This window comes from Paenibacillus segetis (genome assembly GCF_014639155.1).
Taxonomy (GTDB): Bacteria; Bacillota; Bacilli; order Paenibacillales; family Paenibacillaceae; genus Fontibacillus; species Fontibacillus segetis.
Map to the genome: position 1 here is coordinate 1,523,453 of NZ_BMFT01000001.1, position 20,554 is coordinate 1,544,006.

Sequence of the window (20,554 nt, forward strand, 5' to 3'; positions counted from 1 at the left end):
GAAGGAGGCGGACATCATAGAGAAATTGTTTCGAGCTTTTCGCGTCCATAAGGATGACGCTGGATTCCGATCTGGGATAGAACAATTGAGTATTTCTGATCTGCCAGAAGGTGAAGTAACCATCTCAGTACATTACTCAAGTGTGAACTATAAGGACGGACTCGCCAGTATCCCTGAAGGAAAGATCGTGAATTCGTACCCATTCATTCCAGGTATCGACCTCTCCGGTGAAGTGATTGAATCTCGCGATGATCGGTTTCAACCAGGAGATTTCGTTCTTTGCACCGGCTATGGACTTGGTGTTACACATGAAGGCGGCTATGCTGAAATTGCCCGGGTCCCTGCCGAGTGGTTGGTCTCTTTGCCTAAAGGGCTAACACCGTTTGAAGCGATGGCGATTGGTACTGCTGGATTTACCGCGGCTTTATCAGTGGAACGTCTACAGATGAATGGTCTTACACCTGATCACGGTCCTGTGATTGTCACTGGGGCGACGGGTGGTGTGGGAAGTATGGCTGTTGCAATATTGAGCAAATTGGGATACAAGGTGACCGCAGCCACGGGTAAAGCTGATGAGACGGACAAACTGAAACGTCTTGGTGCGACCCATGTTATCTCCAGGGAAGAGGTTGCTCAAGGAAGTAGAGGAATACTGGGTAAGGAGCAGTGGGCAGCTGTTGTTGATCCGGTTGGCGGCGCAACTACGGGAGAACTACTGAAATCTGTGAAGTATGGAGGCTCTATCGCCTTATCCGGGCTCACGGGTGGTGGGAAGTTTGACACTTCGGTGTATCCATTTATTTTGCGTGGTGTGAATTTACTTGGCATTGATTCTGTGTCCTATCCGGCACCACTTCGCTTGAAACTCTGGCAACAGCTCGCTCATGAATGGAAGCCAGATCAAGTTCTAGAAGAGGCAGTGAACGTGTATCCATTAGAAGAACTTCCAACTGCTCTATCTACAATTCTGGAAGGGAAAGCCGTTGGACGCCAAGTTATCTCTCTAAAATAGTGAAATTAGATTTAGGCATCTCCTACATGATTTATGTGGGGGATGTCTTTTTTTGGTGCTTACAGAGATTTGGATAATGATATTGGTATAAAATGGGGAGCTACTAGGTAACCTAACCACAGGGAGTAAGAAATTCAACCTTAGCGAAAAGGAAGGATTTTGACTATGAAGTGGTTGGTGCTCAGCTTGTACACTACGATTGCCTTATCCATGACAGTGGCATGCAGTAGTGGAATGCAAAGAACGGTTAAACAAGAAGTTGATAAGTATAATATGAAAAGCTACCAGAGCGGAAACGAAAATCAACGGATTCATGGTACAACGCTAAACACAACATTTCTTCAATCCCTGAAAAATGATTGTGAAAAGCGTGGAATTCGTTTAACTCATGAGACTTATTCCGAAGGACTGGATGGTAATATCAGCTATAGTTATTTCATCAATGGAGACGCACGTGATTTCATCATGGTGCATGTGTACCCAAGTGAAAGTGATCGGATTCGTGAGATTGCGGAAATCTATGATTCTGGGGATGGGAAAGGGGAGGTTAGCGCGTTGAGTTCTGATGCTTCTGTGATCTCAGCTCGAGGTAACACCGCCCTTGTCTATGCTTCCAGCGGTCAGACCAAGAATCAGTACCGAGATGATATGAAGATCATATTTGAGAATTTGCTAGACCGTTTGAAAGATTAAGGAGAATTGACTTAGTCTTATATAATAAAAAAAGCACCTTCTATTTCTCGAAGTGGATCTCGAAATGGATTCGATAACTTGATGATAGAGGGTGATTTCTCATGTATTTTTCCGGTATAAGACACGGTAACAGAGGTAACATTCATACAGGACACGTCCGTATAATATTTTTCCACAGAAAACCGACATTCGATTATTATATGAGGTTGCATCTACCTGCGGCTTGGTGTAAACTCGCTTTCATGGAATGTGTATTGAAAGTAGGGGATTGATTATGGAAAGAGTTACACCAATATATCTTTTGTCTGGTTTTTTGGGGAGTGGCAAGACAACCCTGTTGCAGCGTTTACTATCGCATTGGAAGGGACAAGGACTTCGTCCGGCAGTCATAATGAATGAGATTGGTGACGTCAATTTGGACGGGTTACTGGTGTCTTCGGAAGTCCCGATGGCAGAAATTCTGGATGGATGTATCTGCTGTACCGTTCGTGGTGATCTAGGCCTGCAGATGTCGGAGTTGATCACAAATGAACGACCCGATTTGGTCGTGATTGAAGCTACGGGTGCGGCGAATCCCATGGAAATATTCGATGCGGTGACAGAGGTATCCTTGTATTTGAAACTGGACATCAAACCGATGATAACGGTAGTTGATTCTGCTTATTTATCGGAGTTATACGAAGCACAGAAGGGAAAAACTTATCGACTGATGTTAGATCAGATCCGCTGCGGATCTGTGCTAATCTTAAATAAAGTGGATCGCATTAGTGAAGAGAAGCGTGAAGAAGTAAGGGCGTTAGTGAGACGATTAAACCCTTACGCACAAATTATTGATGCGGTGAAATGTGATGTGGAGCTTGAAGTGCTTTTAAATCAGGAGAGAGATCAACAATATGCTAATGTAAATCCAACGACGAAAGAACAAGACCATGATCACGGTCACGATCACGATCACTGTGATGGACATTGTCAACATGAGGATCACACTCACGGCCATGATGATCATAAACATACTCATGCTTCTCATGAGCATGTTACCGTGTATAGTCATTATTTTACAGGACCTGTAGACAGTGTTGAGTTTGAGCGGTTTATTTCGGAGTTACCTCGGGAGGTCTATAGAGGGAAAGGCGTGTTAAGTTTCTCAGATACATCCAGTAGGTTCCTGTTTCAATATGCTTATCGTGAAGCTGATTATCTCAAAATTAACCCACAAGGGGATGTACCGGATGTTGCTGTATTCATAGGGGAGCATTTTGATAAATCCTTGTTGTCTCAGCAATTAAAGGCACTTGAGCATAGTCAATCCAAATCTTAAGAGTACCGATTACTCTCCAACAGGCGTTTCAGAAGGGATATAACATGGTAAATACATAAGAGTATTTATACAGCAATTCATTATTCGGGAGGTATACAATAATATGATCATCGAAGAAAAAAATCGCGAATGTATTGAAGCTTGTCTCCAGTGTATGAATGCATGTAATTATTGTTATGTATCCAGTTTGAAAGAATATGATCTTGCTATGCTAAAAGAATGTATCCGAATTGACCGGGAATGTGCTGATGTTTGCGCATTTGCTGCTGAAGCATTGTCAAGGGACACGGCGTTTGCGTCAGAAATTTGTGAATTGTGCGCTAAAGTGTGTGATGCATGTGCTGAAGAATGTGACAAGCATAAGCACGAGCATTGTAAACAGTGTGCAGAGGCATGTCGTCGTTGTGCTAAGATTTGTCGTGAAATGAGTAAGGCTGCTTAAATAGCAAAGAATAAGAGGTTAAGCTCAAAGGTATGATTGGAGGATGGCGAGGTTTATGGTGGATGAAGGAATAAAAGATCTGAAGGACAATCATCAGTCCAGAGAATTGTTCACGTATTTTGGTCTAGCAGTTTATTATTCACAGGCTCTGGAACAACAACTCGCCAATCTGATCATGCTGATGAAGATCTCTCAAGGGAGGATGGTCTCAGAGGAGCAGTTTACAGAAAATTTTCAGCGAAAATTAAGCAGTTCACTTGGACAGCTTGTAAATGAAATAGGACATCATTTCTCATTCACTGACGAAGAGACGGCGCAGCTAAAAACTCTGTGGAAGCAAAGAAATTATATTGTACATGATTATTTCAAGCAAAGAATTCACGATACGTTTACTGAGGCTGGTAGGGCGCTTATGATCACGGAATTACAGGAATTCAGCGCTCAGGCCAGGGAGCTTGAGAAAAAGCTACAGGGCTATAATGTGGAATTGTACGACAATATTTAATGGGAATAATTTGCAACCTTTTTGTTCTCTTTCGCGTTAAATTAGGCGGAGGTGAAATATCAATGACAAATAATAAAATGAAATTGGTAGCCGCCATAATCCTATCTGGTTCTCTATTGATGGGCACTTCGGCTTCAGCTTTGGCTTTTAAGGATGTAAAAGGTCAAGATGCCAAGATTACTGAATCATTGCAGAAGCGGGGCGTTATACAGGGGATGACGAAAGACAAATTCGTTCCTCAAGGCAAGATTACTGGTGCACAGGGCATAAATATGATTGTTCAGGCACTAGGACTAAAGGAAAATGAAAAATCGAAGACCAAGCACTTTGGATCACATCTAGGGTATAAAGATGCGCTACAAATAGCTGAGGACAATGGAATTAAGCTACCGAAGAACTTTGATCCTAATGCAGAGCTATCTAGGGAGGCATTTGTTTACCTTTTAATGCAAGGTGTGGATTCCATTTCAGAGTATGCTACAGTTAGAATGATTGTCGTGCTTGCCGATGCGGACCAGGTTAGCTCGGAGTACGCTAACAGCATTCAGATGTTGTTGCTGACGCAAATTGGTGCCTTAGATAATAAAGATAAATTTTATCCTAAGCAGTCCATCACGCGAATCGATGCAGCAAGACTAGTCTATAATGCAGCGGAATTTGCGAAGGAACATAAGAAGTCGGAACACGGTAACCAAGAGGAAGTTTCCTTTAGTGTGGAGAGAGTAAATGATCGGATTAATAAAGTCGTTCTGACACGGTATAATCAACCGAATCCTGGTTATGGTATTTCTGTAGCTAAGATTGAATTTACGGATCAAGGTAAAGCGATTATATATTATAAGTTGTTATCACCTAAACCAAATCAATCTTATATTCAGGTGATTAGTGATACGAAGACAGAGACCTATATATCGAGTGGTTATCAGGTAGAAATAGCGCTCCAAAAATAAGTTCCAGCAAGTAAAAAAGGCGATCCTAGGTGAAGTTTCTTCACTTAAGATCGCCTTTTTGCTATGAACCCATTAGCTTGGGTTCATAGCAGGTTGTACGGTAGTTATAGGGTCATTGGATACTAATACTTCGGAGGAACCGAGTTGGAGACGGTACATTTGATAATACCGCCCACCTTTGGCCAAGAGTTCATCATGAGTACCTTGCTCTACGATTTCACCACGATGCAGCACAAGAATCTGATCGGCACTACGGATGGTAGATAAACGGTGAGCGATGATAAATGTTGTACGTCCACGCTTTAGCACTTCTAGAGCCGATTGGATCAGCGCTTCAGTCTCTGTATCGATATTGGCAGTAGCCTCATCTAGGATCAGAATGGCGGGGTCAAAAGCGAGTGCCCGCGCAAATGAGATCAGTTGTCGTTCTCCAGCGGAGAGTGTACTTCCTTTCTCAACTACGGGCTCATCTAGTCCTTTAGGTAGGTGGGAGAGGATTCGGCTCGCTCCGACATCTTCCAGCGCTTTCTCAACGGTTGCTCTCGAGATTCTTTCATCCCCGAGACTCACATTGGAAGCGATGGTCCCGGTGAACAAGTAAGGATCTTGTAACACAATTCCCATGTGTTCGCGAATCCACTGTTTAGGTAAATCCCTAACATTTTGACCATCAATCGTAATTGTCCCTTTCTGCGGATCATAGAAACGGAACAACAGGTTGATAATCGAACTTTTACCTGAGCCTGTATGACCAACGAGGGCTACCGTCTGGCCTTGCTTAGCTTCAAAATTAATATTTTTTAATACGTAATCTTTTTTATAAGCAAATGATACGTCTTTAAATTCTACATTTCCTTTGTAACGTGGCATGGAACCATCGGTAACGTTCTCGCCTGGTTCATCCATTAAAGCGAATACCCGGCCTGCAGATACCATGGAAGAGTCAAGTGCGGCAAGTTGGTTCACCATACCTGTAATCGGTTGGAACAGCCGTCCCAGGACGTCTACGAAAGCATAGAGCACCCCAAGTGAAATGATTCCTGCACCATTCAATTGAGCTGAACCGAAGTACCATAACACTACTGCGAATGAAAGGTTGCGAATTACGTTGACAAGGTTATGTGATGTGAATGAGTTCAGATTGAGCATTTTGTTCTGATGTTTCATGTAGTCGTTGTTCAAATTCTCAAATTCTTCCCTAGTCTTCGCTTCACGGCGGAAAATTCGGATGATGGACATCCCTTGGATCGATTCGTTAATAATCGCATTAATTTCACTTAATCGTGAGCGAATGATCGTATTGTACTTTGTCGCGAACTTCCGATAGAGAACTACCCATGCCCATATGATCGGAACGATGAAGAGACAGATGAGTCCTAATCGAACATCGAGTAAGAAGAGGGCTACATATACACCTATCATATTTATGATGCCAGAGAAGAAGTTGGACAGCACGGCAATGAACAAGTCTTTGACAGCCTCTGTGTCATTCGTTACACGAGATACTACTTTACCAGCAGGCAAATTATCAAAGAAATTCACGGGAAGCCGCTGAATATGTGCGTATACGTCCATTCGTAGCTTCTGAATAACTTTATTGGCAGAAGATTGCAACGAATATGTTTTACCAAACTCCATAAGTATTGAAATCGCTAGGAATCCAAGATACCAGCTGATGAGAGTAAAAATACCTGGAACTTCGGGTTTATAAAAAGAGAATAACTCGCTAGCACTTAGCTTCTGTGCGGGATATTCAGTTGACACACCCTTATTAGTTAAAGTTAGCACACCGTCTTTGTAGCTACGGTCACCAGAGACATCTAGTACCGGAGCGTCGATGAAAATAAAGGATGCTCCAACCTGAAGTATTCGCACCTCGTTACCCTTAGCTTCATCGACTGTAAAACGATCACCTCGTTTAAAGAACCTGTTATCGAAGGAGACGGTTTGCTCTCCTTCGATTGTAGTCTCGAAGTATGGTCGCTCAATAGCTAGCATGTGGTCATCGATCATGGTCCTAGCGATGAAGGGTCCAGCTAGCTCGGCTGCAACTCCAATGGCTAGCATCACAAGCGCAAGGATAAATGTATTCTTTGCCGTTAAGGCGTATTTAAAAAGTGACCTACCTGTTTTATTATGCATCTTAGGATACCTCCCCGTCGCTGAGGTCTGATTCTACCTGCTGACGTTCGTATTGTTCTCGATACCATCCACCTGCCTCGAGCAGCATTTCATGGGTACCTTGTTCGATCATATGGCCTTTCTCTAGCACGATAATCCAGTCGGCATGCTCGACAGCTGACAATCTGTGCGTTGAGATTAGCGTAGTTTTACCTGCACGTTTATTACGAATGTTATCAATTATTCTTGCTTCAGTCCGTGCATCTACTGCCGATAAGGCATCATCCAAGATCAACATATCCGGATCGGAAATGAATGCTCTGGCTAGTGCAACACGTTGTTTCTGGCCACCGGAGAGGGCCACGCCTTTCTCACCAACCAGTGTATCTAAACCATCAGACAATGTGTTTAAATCTTGATCGAAAGCGGCGGTTTTGATCGCTTCCATAATGATGTCATCTGGAGCGTCTTTCAAACCGAACTGGATGTTCTCACGGACCGACTTGGAGAATAGAATTTGCTCCTGCGGCACGTATCCAATCCAGCTATATAGCTGATTCAAGGCAATCCTGCCGATGGGAACGTTAGAGATCAACAACTCTCCACTGCCTGAAGGATACTCGTTTAACAGTTGTTTTAGTAAGGTTGACTTACCGCTACCCGTTCTACCAACAATGCCGAGTGTTTGGCCTCGTTTAATGGTGAGGCTAATTTGCTCTAAGTTGTTGATTGTTGATGTTGGATACCGGAAGGTAACATCTTTAAATTGAATGGTACCTAAACTTGGAACATCGATAGGGTCCTTTGGATCTACCACATCTGGTGGGACACGGAGCGTTTCATTAACCCGATCAAGTGATGCGCCGCCCCTTTGCATGATGTTGATTAACTCTCCAATCGCGAACATCGGCCAGATCATCATACCAAGAAACATATTGAAGGTTACCAGATTACCTAATGTAAGCTCATTATGGAATACAAGATATATACCGTATGTAAGACTGATTGCATAACTAAGTCCTACAAACAGGCGAATCGTAGGTTCAAAGTAAGCATCGACTTTAGCAACCGCAAGATTCTTCTTATACACATCATTGGTGATGTCGGCAAATCTTTGCTCGTCATGACGTTCTTGAACATAGGCACGAATGACGCGAATACCTGCTACAGATTCAAGCACTTGGTCATTCATATCTCCAAAGGCATCTTGGGCAAGCGTGTAACGCTCGTGAATGATCTTCCCATAAATCTTCATTGCAAGGGCGATAAAGGGGAGTGGGATGATTGCAGCCAGTGTAAGCTTCCAACTTATCGTCGTACCCATGGCGATCAGGATTACTGATAAATACGAGGTGGAATCGGTTAATGTCAGCATACCGAATCCAACAGTCACAGATACAGAACGTAAGTCGTTTGTTGCCCGCGCCATCAGGTCACCGGTACGGCTGCGCTCGAAGAACGGTGGCATCATGCCCAGCAAGTGATTCATGAATCGAGTACGTAGTAGACGTTCTACTAGGTTAGAGCCGCCAAATATTTCGCGCATCCAGACGTAGGTAATCATGTAGATGAAAGCGAGTACTCCAATGATTAATAGTACATATTTCGTTAGTGAAGCTCGGGTTACAGAGCCTGTAGCGATTTCGTCAATCGCGCTACCGAGTAACCATGGTGGAGCTAGTTCGAATACTCCAGCTAAGATAAGTAGAATTAGTCCGATGATATAACGTTTTTTCTCTCTCTTAAAAAACCATCCTAAATTTTTTAGAACTGAAAACATTGAGGGGTTTCCTCCTTCTCTAAATTGCTCAAATTGTGTGTTTGTAAAGACCTCTACAGGTACCGGAAATCACAAAAAAGACATATCGTCCGTAAACGATATGCCTTAAAGACCATAACATATATCGCGCACGTTACTTGATAATCAAGCAACCACCGCGAATGATATCGCCGATTCCCGCAAATAAATGACGGGACGCGTCAGCGTACAAATTCATTCAAGCCTGTAGGGGTTGCTTCGGTATTCAATTGATCTTGTGCCGCATGATGAAATGCGGAAGTAAAATAAATAGTTAACACCTTGCTCACCCTTTCTTAAGTAATTTGGTAAAACATTCAATTTATCTGGTACGTTGTCGATCTTATCACCAGTTTTATAGATGTGTCAATTCATTTTTTTGCACAGAAGAAGTGTCAATTGATTGGCTTTCCTCAGAGATTGGTCTAAAATAAAGGCAGACAGGAGGGAAAGAGAATGATAAATGTTACCCATGAGGCAGCAGAATGGTTCAAACACGAGCTTGGTTTACAGGAAGGGCAATCGGTACGCTTCTTCGCTCGCTATAGTGCAGGAGGGATAATTCATCCAGGGTTTTCTCTCGGTATCGAAGTCGATGAGCCCGTATCATTGGGTGTTTCCTCTGTAGTTGACGGTATTACGTTCTACATGGAAAACAAGGATCTATGGTATTTGGATGGCTATCGATTGAATGTTACTTATGTACCTTCAGAAGGTGACATTGAATATAAGTACGAAATAGCCCAGTGACTGATATACAATTTGGATGAATATGAGAAAAGGCCCGTTACCGGGCCTTCTCTTACATAAATTCACGCTTCGTATTATAAAATAACACTATCATCCATAGCGAACTCAAAGTCACCAATATCAAATACCTGTACAGGGACCTCGCATTCGATTATACGGCGGATTAGCTCTAATTGGTCCGTGAGAACGGGTGCATTTTCCCGTTGAGCTGTCAGTACGATTTCGGTCTCAATAGGATCGAGAAATTCCCCGTACTGCTCGGTATCAACCGCATTCACGACAGTCCATGAAATATTGTCACCGAAGAGTATCGACGGACTTTTGGACCAAGGAACATTTAAAGCTCGCTCAAGCTTTTTACGGTTGAGCGGTTCCTCTAAATAAGCGATTAATTCGCTTATTTTATTTTTTACATGTAGATCATCCTCAGAATTAATCATGAGGGTCTCGGGGCTGTGATGAAATTCGTATAGTTCCATGACGGTGGTATAAGGCACAATATATTCTACAGGTGCAGATGGCACCATCAATTCACCGTAAATCGCCACCATCACGGCTTCAATAACAAATCGACGTGACATGGTTATCCTCCTAAAGCGTTGATTACTCATTAATTAATAAGGAGTATATCATATCAAAGTGACAAATACAGCTTTGAACAGTCTAGTTCGCTAAATAAACATAAGGGAAGTGCGCATCTTTTGAAACACTGGAAGTCCTATTTTACTTTTGTTAAGCCTTATACGAAATGGATTATTCTCACTTTATTCATTGGTATTTTGAAGTTTGGTATTCCATCTTTGCTACCTCTCGTACAGAAGTATGTAATTGATGACATCTTGCTGAATACTACGCTAGATTTGAATCAAAAAGTAAGTAATTTGATGATGGTTCTAGGCATAACATTCTTTCTTTTTGTTATTGTACGGGGGCCGGTGGAGTATGCCAGACAATATTTCGCCCAACTCATCACAGCTAAGATTTTGTCTGACTTACGAAGTAAACTTTACAGTCACCTTCAGCGATTGTCGCTACGTTATTATCAGAATACAAAAGTGGGAGAGATCATTTCCCGTTTTATAAATGACGCGGAACAAACGAAGAATATCGTTGAAGTTGGTATGATGAATATTTGGCTGGATATGTTTACTTTGATATTCGTCCTAGGATTTATGTTTTATTTGAATCCAACGCTGACACTTGTAGCGATAGCTATTTTTCCATTGTATGCTTTGGCCGTCAAAATATTGTACAAGCGGTTAAAAAAGTTGACGAAGGATCGATCAGCAGCTTTAGCAGGTATCCAGGCTTATTTACATGAACGAATTCAAGGGATCTCCGTTATTCGTAGCTTTGCTTTGGAAAGACATGATCATCGAAAATTCGAAGGGATCAACGGAAAATATTTAAACAAAGCATTGGCTCATAGCCGCTGGAATGCATGGACATTTGCGATTATTAACACTCTAACTGATATTGCTCCTCTGTTGGTCATTGGTTATGGGGGATATCAGGTCATTCAGGGCAATCTGACGTTGGGGACATTTATTGCTTTCTTTGGATATCTTGATCGTCTTTACGCACCGTTAAAAAGATTGATTAACTCATCTACGATTCTAACGCAAGCTTCCGCATCGTGGGAGCGTGTACAAGAGCTATTGGAAGAACCTTATGATATGACAGATGCTAATGATGCCGCTATATTAAAGCCTGGAAGCTATGGTGTAGCATTTCGAAATGTATGGTTTAAATATCAAGAACACGATAACTGGGTGCTCAAGAATATTACGTTTCAGGCAAGCCCTGGGCAAACGGTAGCCTTTGTAGGAATGAGTGGTGGAGGTAAGTCGTCTCTCGTCGGCTTGATTCCTCGGTTCTATGATGTTCAGAAAGGCTCTTTAATCGTCGGAGGGAAGGATATTAAACATTGGACGATGGAGAGTCTACGCAATCAGATTGGGATGGTACTGCAAGATAACTTCTTGTTTAGCGGCAGTGTCCGTGAGAATATTATGCTAGGTAATCCAGATTGCGATGACGAGGCCGTATTCGCTGCAGCGAGGGCGGCCAATGCCCATGATTTTATCATGGAGCTGCCTCAAGGATACGATACTGAGGTGGGAGAACGAGGGGTGAAGTTATCCGGTGGGCAGAAACAACGGGTAGCAATCGCACGGGTCTTCTTAAAGGATCCACCGATCCTCATTTTGGACGAAGCAACCTCCGCGCTCGATCTGGAATCGGAGAGTTTGATTCAACAATCCCTTCGTCAGCTATCGCAGAGTCGCACAACGTTGATCGTTGCGCATCGTCTATCGACGATTACACATGCAGATCTCATCATTGTTATGAAGAGCGGCTCCATTGCAGAGCGTGGTACGCATGAGGAATTGATGGAGAAGCAGGGAGTGTACGCACAGTTGTATAATATTCAAAACTTAAATTCATAGCCAGACTATAAACAAAAGGAGGGGTTACTCTCAAAGGTCGATCAAGACCTTTGAGAGTAACCCCTCCTTTATTAACCCATTCTATAGTTTGCCGATAAGCAGAGAGAGGATCCCAGCCGCAATGAGTGGCCCTACGGGGACTCCCTTGAAAAATGCGACGCCAAGAACGGTTCCGATGAGCAGGCCAGCAACGACAGTTGGTTGGTTACCCATTAGCGTCGCTCCGCGACCTCCGAGCCAGGCGACAAGTATGCCAATCCCTATGGCCAGTAGGGACTTCCAGTGAAAGAAAGAGCTTAGTAGAGTTTGCGGAGAAATCTTACCACTGGCGACAGGGGTCATCACACCGATTGTGAGGATAATGATCCCGATGGTAAGACCATATTTCTCAAGCCATGGAAACGTGCGCTGCAGATTAAAGACTCTGAGGAGCAGCAATACGATCATGGCTACCGTAATCGGCATGTTGCTACTGAAGATCCCCAGTGCAACCATGAGCAGTAGTAAGAGGGAAGTAATGTCGACTTGATTCATTTCGTGAGACTCTCCTTTTTAAAGACATCGATTGAACGTAATTAGTTGTCCTTAAGGGAAGTAATGATATGCTCTGCGATAAATTTTCCGTGTTCACGGCCAGATTCAATGAATACCTCATTGGCATTACGTCCTGAAGCGATGACACCAGCAACATATAGACCAGGCACGTTGCTCTCCATCGTCTCTGGATTAAAAACAGGCTTCTCCATATCCCCAGACATTTCGACGCCAGCTTGCATAAGTAGTTTGCGATCGGGACGGAACCCGGTAAGTGCGAGTACGAAATCGTTAGGAATACGCTCCGTACTCCGATACTCTAGAGATTCAACAACAACATGGGCAGGTTCGATTTCGATGACCCTAGAAGATAGTTTTAGTTGAATCTTACCCTTGTTAACCATACTTTCAAAAATGGGTTTGACCCATGGCTTAATGGAATCGGATAGTTGCTCACCGCGGTAAACTACGGTTACTTCAGCACCAACACGCATCAATTCTAGTGCTGCATCTACGGCGGAGTTACTACCGCCAATGATCGCTACCTTCATCCCGGTATAAGGATGCGCTTCCCGGAAATAATGAGACACCTTACTCATATCTTCCCCTGGAATGCCAAGAAGATTAGGATGATCAAAGTACCCCGTAGAAATAACTACGTAGCGGGTCTTATACTCCCAAGTTTGCCCATCCCTTGTGATAGAAGATACGATAAATGTCCCATCTGCTTGGCGTTCAATGTTAGTAGCTTCTTCATAAGACGCAACCCCAACGGAATAGAAATCACTGACACCGCGATAATAAGCTAATGCTTCATGACGAAAGGGTTTATCGTTCGACGATGTGAAGGGAATATCCCCAATGGAGAGCATTTCCGCTGTGCTGAAGAACTGCATATGGGTCGGATATGAATAAATGGAATGGACCAAACAATGTTTCTCTAGTACGAGTACATGTAGTCCACGGCGCTGGCATTCAATAGCTGCAGAAAGTCCGCATGGACCCGCTCCGATGATAATAACGTCTTGCATGAGAGTCCTCCTATACCTACTTTTTTAGTGAGAATCACTGATTAACTCAAACATATTCATCCTACAGCAAATGCCCCGGAATATCCAGACGTTCGAGTTAGCGGAAATTACTGAAGAGAAGATAAGGCAATCCTGTGACAGATAGTGAATACAGCTCTCAAACCAAGAAGAAGTGGATATAATATAATTGTAAGCGCTTCCTACCTTCCAAGTCTAAACTTAAGTAAGGAGGTACTATCATGTTGTCTTGGTTGAGAAAAAACAACAAGCGTAGTCACGTGCTTTCCCCGTCCGTCGTTCAGGTCACTTTGGAAGATATGAAACAAGCCGTATTGCGTTATGAAGCAGAGATGCCAGAAGGCATCAATCGGATATCGCTCATGTTATCAGATGGAAGTTTGGATACGTCTCGTTTGACAAGATATTTGGGTGGATTAAGTGCTAGGAAGTTTTATTTGTCTCGTGAAACCTATGAGATCTTTGAAGAAGAAGACAGACAGATTCCATACTATCTAGATCTCGTGCAGGCTGCTGTAGATGATTATCTAGATGAGAAAGGTAAACTACCTGTTCTTCTTGAATCACCCGATTTTCAGGTCGACTTTTCGTTACTTCTGCGTGAGCATTATCTAAAAGAAATGCCCCCATTCCCGCTTTATGTTACGGAACAGGAGCTGATGCTATCGCATCGACCCAAAATGATCATTTAAGTTAAACATTGACAAATCTTATTGCTGTCAACTATGATGTATACAAATATTTGAAGGAGGCTGGATTTAATGAGTGGAATAAACATGAATTTGAAATTTAACCCTATCCATTTCGTAAATACGGTCTCTTTATCGGCGTAAGATTGTCGTAAGTTCTTGCACATGCAAGAACGAACGTATGAATCTATCATATTAGATGATGCCGCAGGGGCCATGATTGCCCTGCGGCTTTTTCATGCCGTCAGCGTTGTTGCGCGTTGACGGAGAATCGGCAAACCCACAAAGATTTGCATTACCATTTCCTTAAGAGGAATGGGGTCGTTTTTGTTGGCTCGATTATGAGAATGCGTAGGGCAGATGCTCTACGTATTTTTTGTTTTTATTTGTTTAAATTTTTAGCTCAATGAGAGGTGACAGAAATACAAGGAAATTCTCCATCAATTTGGATGTTTCGAACCCAAATGAGGTTGAATCGGTTGGGATAACTGGAGAATTTCCAGTTAATCAAATGAATCTTGAATTTTTCAACTAAATAAAGGGAGGTATTCCCGCTAACGTATAGGGAATTGATGCCACAAGTAGTTTGAGTACTTACTTATTTCAGGGAGGAATACGAATTGAATTTAGAAATTTTAGAAACTATAGGTTGGAACAGTAAGCGGGAGACCGCATATAAGCAATTAGGACTTGAAGACGTAAGTCCGGGCAGAATTGTCGCGGATCACGGGCAAAAATATCGGGTAATGACGGAGCGTGGGGAAGGATGGGCGGAGATGTCCGGCCGGCTGATCCATGATCTTGGTGAACGCAGTGCTTATCCAGCTGTAGGGGATTGGGTAGCTGTAAGGTTCTTAGCAAACGAAGAAGCTAATGGGGTCATTCATGGAGTATTGCCGAGAAGTAGCCAAATATCTAGAAGGGCGGCAGGGAGTGTTCCAGTAGAGCAAATTGTTGCTGCGAATGTAGATATCTTGTTCCTTGTCGTGGCGCTCAATCTGGATTTCAATCTTCGCCGTTTGGAGAGATATTTGATTATGGCCTGGAATAGTGGGGCCTTACCCATCATTTTACTTAGCAAAGCTGATCTGTGCGATGATCCAGAGCGATACATCTCAGAAGTGGAAGAAGTATCCCCAGGTGTTCAGGTGTTAGCTGTTAGTGCGCTAGAGAACCGAGGTGCTGAGGAGCTTCATAAATTATTAAAACCTGGAGTAACAGTGGCGTTAACAGGATCGTCTGGTTCAGGGAAATCAACGATCGTGAACTGGATGTCAGGTCAAGAAATGCAGCGTACCCAAGATATTCGAGAGAACGATAGCCGAGGTCGCCACACAACGACACATCGCGAGATGTTTATTCTGCCACAAGGTGCTGTCATGATTGATACACCAGGTATGCGTGAACTTCAATTATGGGACGATGAGGGCGGTTGGTCGGAAGCGTTTGGTGATATAACCGAGCTTGCGAAGGAATGTCGATTCGGAGATTGCCGTCATGAACGTGAAGCTGGCTGTGCTGTTAGAGCAGCTTTGGATAATGGACAGCTTGACCCCAAACGGATGGATAATTATCGGAGGACACAACGTGAACTGAAATTTCAGAGTGCGAAGGAGAGAAAAAGTGTGAGGGCTAGTAAGTCGACAGCGGACAAAAGAAAAGCTCCGCGGGGGAAAGGGGAGCAACGAAGACTGTTCGAAGTGGTGGAATGGGAGTGATAGGCACTCCCATCACACGTTTTAGTTCGATGTTTTGTTTAGCGGAAGCCAAGACAATACATCCTGAATTTTAGCGTCCCAGTATGCCCAATCATGTGATCCAGGGCTTTCGTTATAAGTTAGCGGAAGTCCTGAAGCATGACAGGCATCGCGGAACGTGAGGTTGTCCTGATAGAGGAAATCTTCGGTTCCACAGCATTGATAGAGTAAAGGTTTCGGACCTTCCTGTTTGGCAACTTCTTCTACGAGAGTTAGTAAGTCGTTATTCGTGCCTTGGGGACCATCTGCTCCAAAGATCCGCTTGAATAGAGAAGTAATCTCCTTGTCACCTCTTACCTCATCGACGAGATTATGGGATATATTAAGTGCGCCTGAGAGACTAGCAGCTGCGCAGAATTGATCTGGTTTGCGTAATGCTAGTTTGAAGGCTCCGTAACCACCCATCGACAGTCCAGCAACAAAATTATCTTCGCGTCGGTTCGAGAGAGGAAAGAATGAACGGCAGACCCTTGGAAGTTCTTCACTGATAAATGTCCAATATCGATTGCCTTCAGCCATGTCAGTATAAAAGCTTAAATCAGCTTGTGGCATGACAACTGCAATCCCTAGATTAGATACATAACGTTCGATGGATGTACGTCGCATCCAGATACTGTCATCGTCAGACATTCCATGTAGCAGATATAAGGTCGGGTAAGGTCCGGCGACGTTGCTTCCGGCCATTCCAATCTGCGATGCTGCGGGCTCTGGCAGAATAACCGACATCGATGTACTAAGCCCAAGTACTTCAGAGAAAAAGCGACATTGAATGTAAGCCATATGTACTTGCTCCTTAAGATAAGTTATGAAAGCTTTAGCTATCATTTCTATTATATCGTGAAATTAATAGTTCCGATATGATTCATATTTTTTTCAAATTGAAGCCTCAGGTGATACAATATACAAATGAGATTTTATTCCAGGGAATAATAATAGACAACAATGGGGGTGGAATGATGAATTTCCCCTGGAAAAGGAATCTATACGTGCTCTGGATCGGTGTTTTTTTCTGTAGTATGGCGTACTCTATGGTTATTCCATTTCTATCTTTGTTTATAGCACACGATCTTGGTGTCACAGATCATTTAACGCTATGGTCAGGATTTGCATTTGGGATCACATTTCTTGCTGGTGCACTGATCTCACCATTTTGGGGTTCGCTCTCGGACAAATATGGACGTAAACCGATGCTGTTACGCTCGGGGTTTGCTCTTTGTGGTGTTTATATTTTAACCTCATTTGTTCAGAATCCTTATCAGCTCGTGGCGGTTCGGATCTTGTCCGGATTACTGGCAGGTTATGTGCCTTCAGCGATTGCTTTGGTGGCAACGAATACGCCAGAGAAGAATGTTGGTTATTCGCTCGGTATTATGTCAACGGCAAGCGCAGCGGGTGGTATTATTGGCCCGATGATCGGCGGTTTTTTAAGTAAATATATAGGATACCGCGAATCTTTTCTGGCTGCAGGTGCGGTAGTATGTCTCTCTGCATTAGTTGCTTGGTTCTTCGTAAAAGAAGAGAATTATGATAAGAACCGCGAACGCTCGCATGTGCTTGACGACTTAAAGAAAGCTTCTGCCAATTCACCATTCATGAAACAGTTGATTATCGCGCTTATTGTTACCTCATCGGTCATGGTACTAGAACCATTGCTATCACTGTACGTGCTTGACCTTGGAGCCTCTAGGTCAGATGCGTCTTTCAGTTCAGGAATCATTTTCTCGGCGGTTGGGATATCAACTGTGATTGCTGCGCCAATATGGGGAAGAATAGGTCAGCGAATTGGGTATCGAAATACACTGATTATTGGCTTACTAGGTGGCGGCTTGGGCAACTTCCTTCAGGTGTTTGTTCATAATCTCGTGGGTTTTGGGATACTTCGTTTTGTATATGGTCTGTTCTTCGCAGCAGTCTTTCCTGCGCTTAATGCATTGATTGTAAAAGTAACTGAACCAGAGTTCCGAGGAAGGGCATTTAGTCTAAACCAATCTGCAAATCAGCTAGGGAATATGGTCGGGCCAATGTCAGGGGGAGCTTTAGCCGGTTGGGTATCTATACCTTTCGTATTCGTACTCAACGGATTACTTCTGGTTATTACGGCGACGACACTCCGATTGAAGTCGCGAAGATCATAAAGTAACTTGGGACAAAGAAAAGGTCCACATGACGGCAGTGTATTAAGCCGAATTGTGGACCTTTTCATAACATCACTATATTCCAATTGTCTAGGCTACAGGTGACTCTCAACTTTAGTAGAGAGAAAGCGCCAAAGAGTCGAATTCGCTTTTGCTGTGGAGAATCGCTTCGGAACCTTCAATCTCGATACTAATGAGGGAGTTCAGACATTTCTGAAGTGCTTGTTTACCAGTGCGGATTTTGTTCTCAAGTGCGCTGGTGAGCAATTTCAATGTCCGCTGTATAGGTTGCTTGTTGTCGATGTTAAAATAAACGGGTACAAGACTGTTTTGAAAATTAATAAGTATTCTCATTTAAATCACCTCTATAAAGTGGTTTCATATTACACATTCTAAAATAGAAATCTTAAAAATAGATTAAGAAATGATTATAATTCTATAAAAGTTTGATTACTTATGTACCTAATACGAATATTAATCTAAAAAAGTTTCATTTTTTGTATTTATTTTGCTTGAATCACGACATATTTTTTGAAAATATGCAATAAGCCTTTTGTCTTATATTCATTCGTAAACATGGAAAATTATCACAGCTATCTTCTCGTTACTAGAATTATAATGTTTGAAATGAAAGGGGAGATAAAGGATGAGTGAAGTTGTAAGAAACTATTATGAGAACAATGCAGAGCATGAATGGGAGAGATTAAACCAGCCTTACAGTAAAATTGAATTCTTAAGTACATTACGATTATTTGAGAAGTACTTATCTCCCGCAGGGCATATTTGTGATGTCGGCTCCGGTCCTGGGAGATATTCGATAGAGCTGTTAAAACAAGGGTATCAGGTTACATTGTTCGAAATCTCGCAACAAGAGCTCGATATTGCTTCAGAGAGAATTCAAGAATTAGGACTACAAGCTGAAGCCTATATCTGCGATAATGCGACGAATATGCATGTTCTTGATGATGAAGCTTATGAAGCTGTTCTAGTGATGGGACCGCTATATCATATTCATGATGATGAGGCGCGAAGTAAAATAATTCGGGAAACCTCAAGAATTCTAAAAAAAGATGGTGTAGCGATTTTCGCATACATAAATTCATGGGGGGCACTAAAGGCTGGGGTATCTGAATTTAGTGAGGAATTTAGAGATTTAAACCATCTTTATAATTATTTAGGCGAGCTAAAGTTGGATGAGAATCAGGGTTTTACAGAATGTTATTTCACGACACCAGTAAAGGCACTAGACGAAGTTACATTAGGCGGATTTGAGATTGTAACATACGCGGGGACTGAAAGCTTCCTAGCAGGTATGCGTCCCGAAGTAACAAGATTGTACAATGAAGATCGCATCGTTTATGATCATCTATTACAAGTGGCGAGTGAAAGCTGTGAGTTACCACAGTACCGTGACGCGACGGAACATCTGCATATTGTGGCAAGAAAGAGATAGAGTAATAGTATGGCTATACAGGATTAACTTTATTATCTATAATTATGTTGTAATGTAATAGTTTGGGATTATTGATGAGTGTTTTGATTTTTTCTAAATTGGTTAAGTTTATTAGATATGCCGTATTCTAGTAGGAGGTGGGCTCATGTTCATTGCGGAGTATTCCCGATCATTCATACCACCGCAAATATGGTCTCGACTGGGTAAGGCTGTGTCTAATAAGAAAGCATGTTGGCTCAAATTTAGCGTTGGTAATGAAGGATTTGAGGAATACTTGCTCATTACGAATGAACGTGTTGTCAAGCTGGAACGTATAGAGGGGCAGCAATCTCTTTGTCAGGTTGATGACATGGGTAGGCTATCTAGTATGTGTAGCAATTTGGCTAAAAGAATGAAATGGAGCACTAGCTCGTCTATGGAGCTTCCTGCGCTTACGTTATCAAGAAGCCAGTTCGATAGGGTTCTAAGACATTCAGATGAACTTAATATGGAAGAGATTATGATGGAACTATTGAAGTCCTGTCCAGATGAAGCTGGTGTTATTGATTTGGCTAGATGCTTGAAGTTGAAGAGAGTTCAAGGTTATTTCACATTCCTAATGGCAAATGGAGAAGAATGGGAAGGGCAAAGGGCCCAGTTTATTATTTGTCATTCCATGAACTGGCTGGTTCGTTCCAGTACGAAAGAAGACGAGGATTGGTTGATTGCATCACCCATGTCCAAGGTTAAGCTTCAGGAGCTTATGATCATGTGGCTTCGTCAGTCGAAGTAGATAAAATAATAAATTAGAAGAGCCGCCCATAAGGGGCGGTTTATTTTTGTGAAAAATAGTTGATAAATAACAATCAAGTGTATATATTGTATATATACATTACAAACAAAGAGTACATTGTTACAA

The 20,554-nt window shown here is 42.7% G+C and carries 20 protein-coding genes; 13 read left to right on the top strand and 7 right to left on the bottom strand.

The features are described 5' to 3' along the window. Positions 1-16: 16 nt before the first annotated feature. From IEW05_RS07000 to IEW05_RS07025, 6 genes are all read left to right on the top strand, one after another. On the top strand, positions 17-1,012 hold the full coding sequence (locus IEW05_RS07000; protein ID WP_188540761.1) for an acrylyl-CoA reductase family protein: 996 nt from the start codon (positions 17-19) through the stop codon (positions 1,010-1,012). A 165-nt stretch (positions 1,013-1,177) separates the two neighbouring features. Beyond that, positions 1,178-1,705, top strand: coding sequence for a hypothetical protein (locus IEW05_RS07005; protein WP_188537125.1), 528 nt, complete (start codon positions 1,178-1,180; stop codon positions 1,703-1,705). Between the two features lie 274 nt (positions 1,706-1,979). Then, positions 1,980-3,023 (top strand): CobW family GTP-binding protein, encoded by a 1,044-nt coding sequence (locus IEW05_RS07010; protein WP_188537127.1) that lies wholly within the window; start codon positions 1,980-1,982, stop codon positions 3,021-3,023. Between the two features lie 103 nt (positions 3,024-3,126). After that, positions 3,127-3,465, top strand: coding sequence for a four-helix bundle copper-binding protein (locus tag IEW05_RS07015; protein ID WP_188537129.1), 339 nt, complete (start codon positions 3,127-3,129; stop codon positions 3,463-3,465). A 43-nt stretch (positions 3,466-3,508) separates the two neighbouring features. Further along, positions 3,509-3,970, top strand: a complete 462-nt coding sequence (locus IEW05_RS07020; protein WP_229753282.1) for a hypothetical protein — start codon at positions 3,509-3,511, stop codon at positions 3,968-3,970. Positions 3,971-4,032: 62 nt separating this feature from the next. Continuing rightward, on the top strand, positions 4,033-4,920 hold the full coding sequence (locus IEW05_RS07025) for an S-layer homology domain-containing protein (protein WP_229753283.1): 888 nt from the start codon (positions 4,033-4,035) through the stop codon (positions 4,918-4,920). A gap of 72 nt (positions 4,921-4,992) precedes the next feature. Here IEW05_RS07025 and IEW05_RS07030 read toward each other — a convergent pair whose 3' ends face one another. Beyond that, entirely contained in the window at positions 4,993-7,062 is a 2,070-nt protein-coding gene (locus IEW05_RS07030) for an ABC transporter ATP-binding protein (protein WP_188537133.1), read from the bottom strand. Position 7,063: 1 nt separating this feature from the next. Beyond that, the gene (locus tag IEW05_RS07035) at positions 7,064-8,821 is read right to left on the bottom strand and encodes an ABC transporter ATP-binding protein (protein WP_188537135.1); all 1,758 of its coding nucleotides are present in this window, start codon (positions 8,819-8,821) and stop codon (positions 7,064-7,066) included. A 474-nt stretch (positions 8,822-9,295) separates the two neighbouring features. On the opposite strand from IEW05_RS07035, the gene IEW05_RS07040 reads away from it, so the two are divergent. Continuing rightward, positions 9,296-9,589 (top strand): HesB/YadR/YfhF family protein, encoded by a 294-nt coding sequence (locus IEW05_RS07040; protein ID WP_188537138.1) that lies wholly within the window; start codon positions 9,296-9,298, stop codon positions 9,587-9,589. A 74-nt stretch (positions 9,590-9,663) separates the two neighbouring features. Here the strand turns inward: IEW05_RS07040 and IEW05_RS07045 are convergent, their stop codons facing one another. Continuing rightward, positions 9,664-10,170, bottom strand: coding sequence for an ADP-heptose synthase (locus IEW05_RS07045; protein ID WP_188537140.1), 507 nt, complete (start codon positions 10,168-10,170; stop codon positions 9,664-9,666). A gap of 120 nt (positions 10,171-10,290) precedes the next feature. Here IEW05_RS07045 and IEW05_RS07050 point away from each other — a divergent pair, with 120 nt between their 5' ends. Then, complete coding sequence (locus tag IEW05_RS07050; protein WP_188537142.1) at positions 10,291-12,039, top strand: ABC transporter ATP-binding protein; 1,749 nt, start codon at positions 10,291-10,293, stop codon at positions 12,037-12,039. Between the two features lie 81 nt (positions 12,040-12,120). On the opposite strand, the gene IEW05_RS07055 is transcribed toward IEW05_RS07050, so the two are convergent. After that, the gene (locus IEW05_RS07055; protein WP_188537144.1) at positions 12,121-12,573 is read right to left on the bottom strand and encodes a DUF441 domain-containing protein; all 453 of its coding nucleotides are present in this window, start codon (positions 12,571-12,573) and stop codon (positions 12,121-12,123) included. Between the two features lie 41 nt (positions 12,574-12,614). Next, a complete protein-coding gene (locus IEW05_RS07060) occupies positions 12,615-13,604 on the bottom strand; it encodes a YpdA family putative bacillithiol disulfide reductase (protein WP_188537146.1) in 990 nt (329 codons plus the stop codon). 239 nt (positions 13,605-13,843) lie between these two features. On the opposite strand from IEW05_RS07060, the gene IEW05_RS07065 reads away from it, so the two are divergent. Together IEW05_RS07065 and rsgA are read left to right on the top strand one after the other, a co-directional pair. Next, positions 13,844-14,314 (top strand): DUF3939 domain-containing protein, encoded by a 471-nt coding sequence (locus IEW05_RS07065; RefSeq protein ID WP_188537148.1) that lies wholly within the window; start codon positions 13,844-13,846, stop codon positions 14,312-14,314. A gap of 617 nt (positions 14,315-14,931) precedes the next feature. Beyond that, a complete protein-coding gene (gene rsgA / locus IEW05_RS07070; protein ID WP_229753284.1) occupies positions 14,932-16,029 on the top strand; it encodes a ribosome small subunit-dependent GTPase A in 1,098 nt (365 codons plus the stop codon). 21 nt (positions 16,030-16,050) lie between these two features. On the opposite strand, the gene IEW05_RS07075 is transcribed toward rsgA, so the two are convergent. After that, complete coding sequence (locus tag IEW05_RS07075) at positions 16,051-16,848, bottom strand: alpha/beta hydrolase (RefSeq protein WP_188537150.1); 798 nt, start codon at positions 16,846-16,848, stop codon at positions 16,051-16,053. A gap of 176 nt (positions 16,849-17,024) precedes the next feature. Between IEW05_RS07075 and IEW05_RS07080 the strand changes: the two genes are divergently transcribed. Next, positions 17,025-18,203: an MFS transporter gene (locus IEW05_RS07080; RefSeq protein WP_188540764.1), complete on the top strand. Its 1,179-nt coding sequence runs from the start codon at positions 17,025-17,027 to the stop codon at positions 18,201-18,203. Between the two features lie 114 nt (positions 18,204-18,317). Here IEW05_RS07080 and IEW05_RS07085 read toward each other — a convergent pair whose 3' ends face one another. After that, positions 18,318-18,557, bottom strand: coding sequence for a hypothetical protein (locus IEW05_RS07085; protein ID WP_188537152.1), 240 nt, complete (start codon positions 18,555-18,557; stop codon positions 18,318-18,320). Between the two features lie 292 nt (positions 18,558-18,849). Here IEW05_RS07085 and IEW05_RS07090 point away from each other — a divergent pair, with 292 nt between their 5' ends. Next, positions 18,850-19,656 (top strand): class I SAM-dependent methyltransferase, encoded by an 807-nt coding sequence (locus IEW05_RS07090; protein WP_188537153.1) that lies wholly within the window; start codon positions 18,850-18,852, stop codon positions 19,654-19,656. 145 nt (positions 19,657-19,801) lie between these two features. Beyond that, on the top strand, positions 19,802-20,428 hold the full coding sequence (locus tag IEW05_RS07095) for a hypothetical protein (protein ID WP_188537155.1): 627 nt from the start codon (positions 19,802-19,804) through the stop codon (positions 20,426-20,428). Positions 20,429-20,554: the final 126 nt, after the last annotated feature.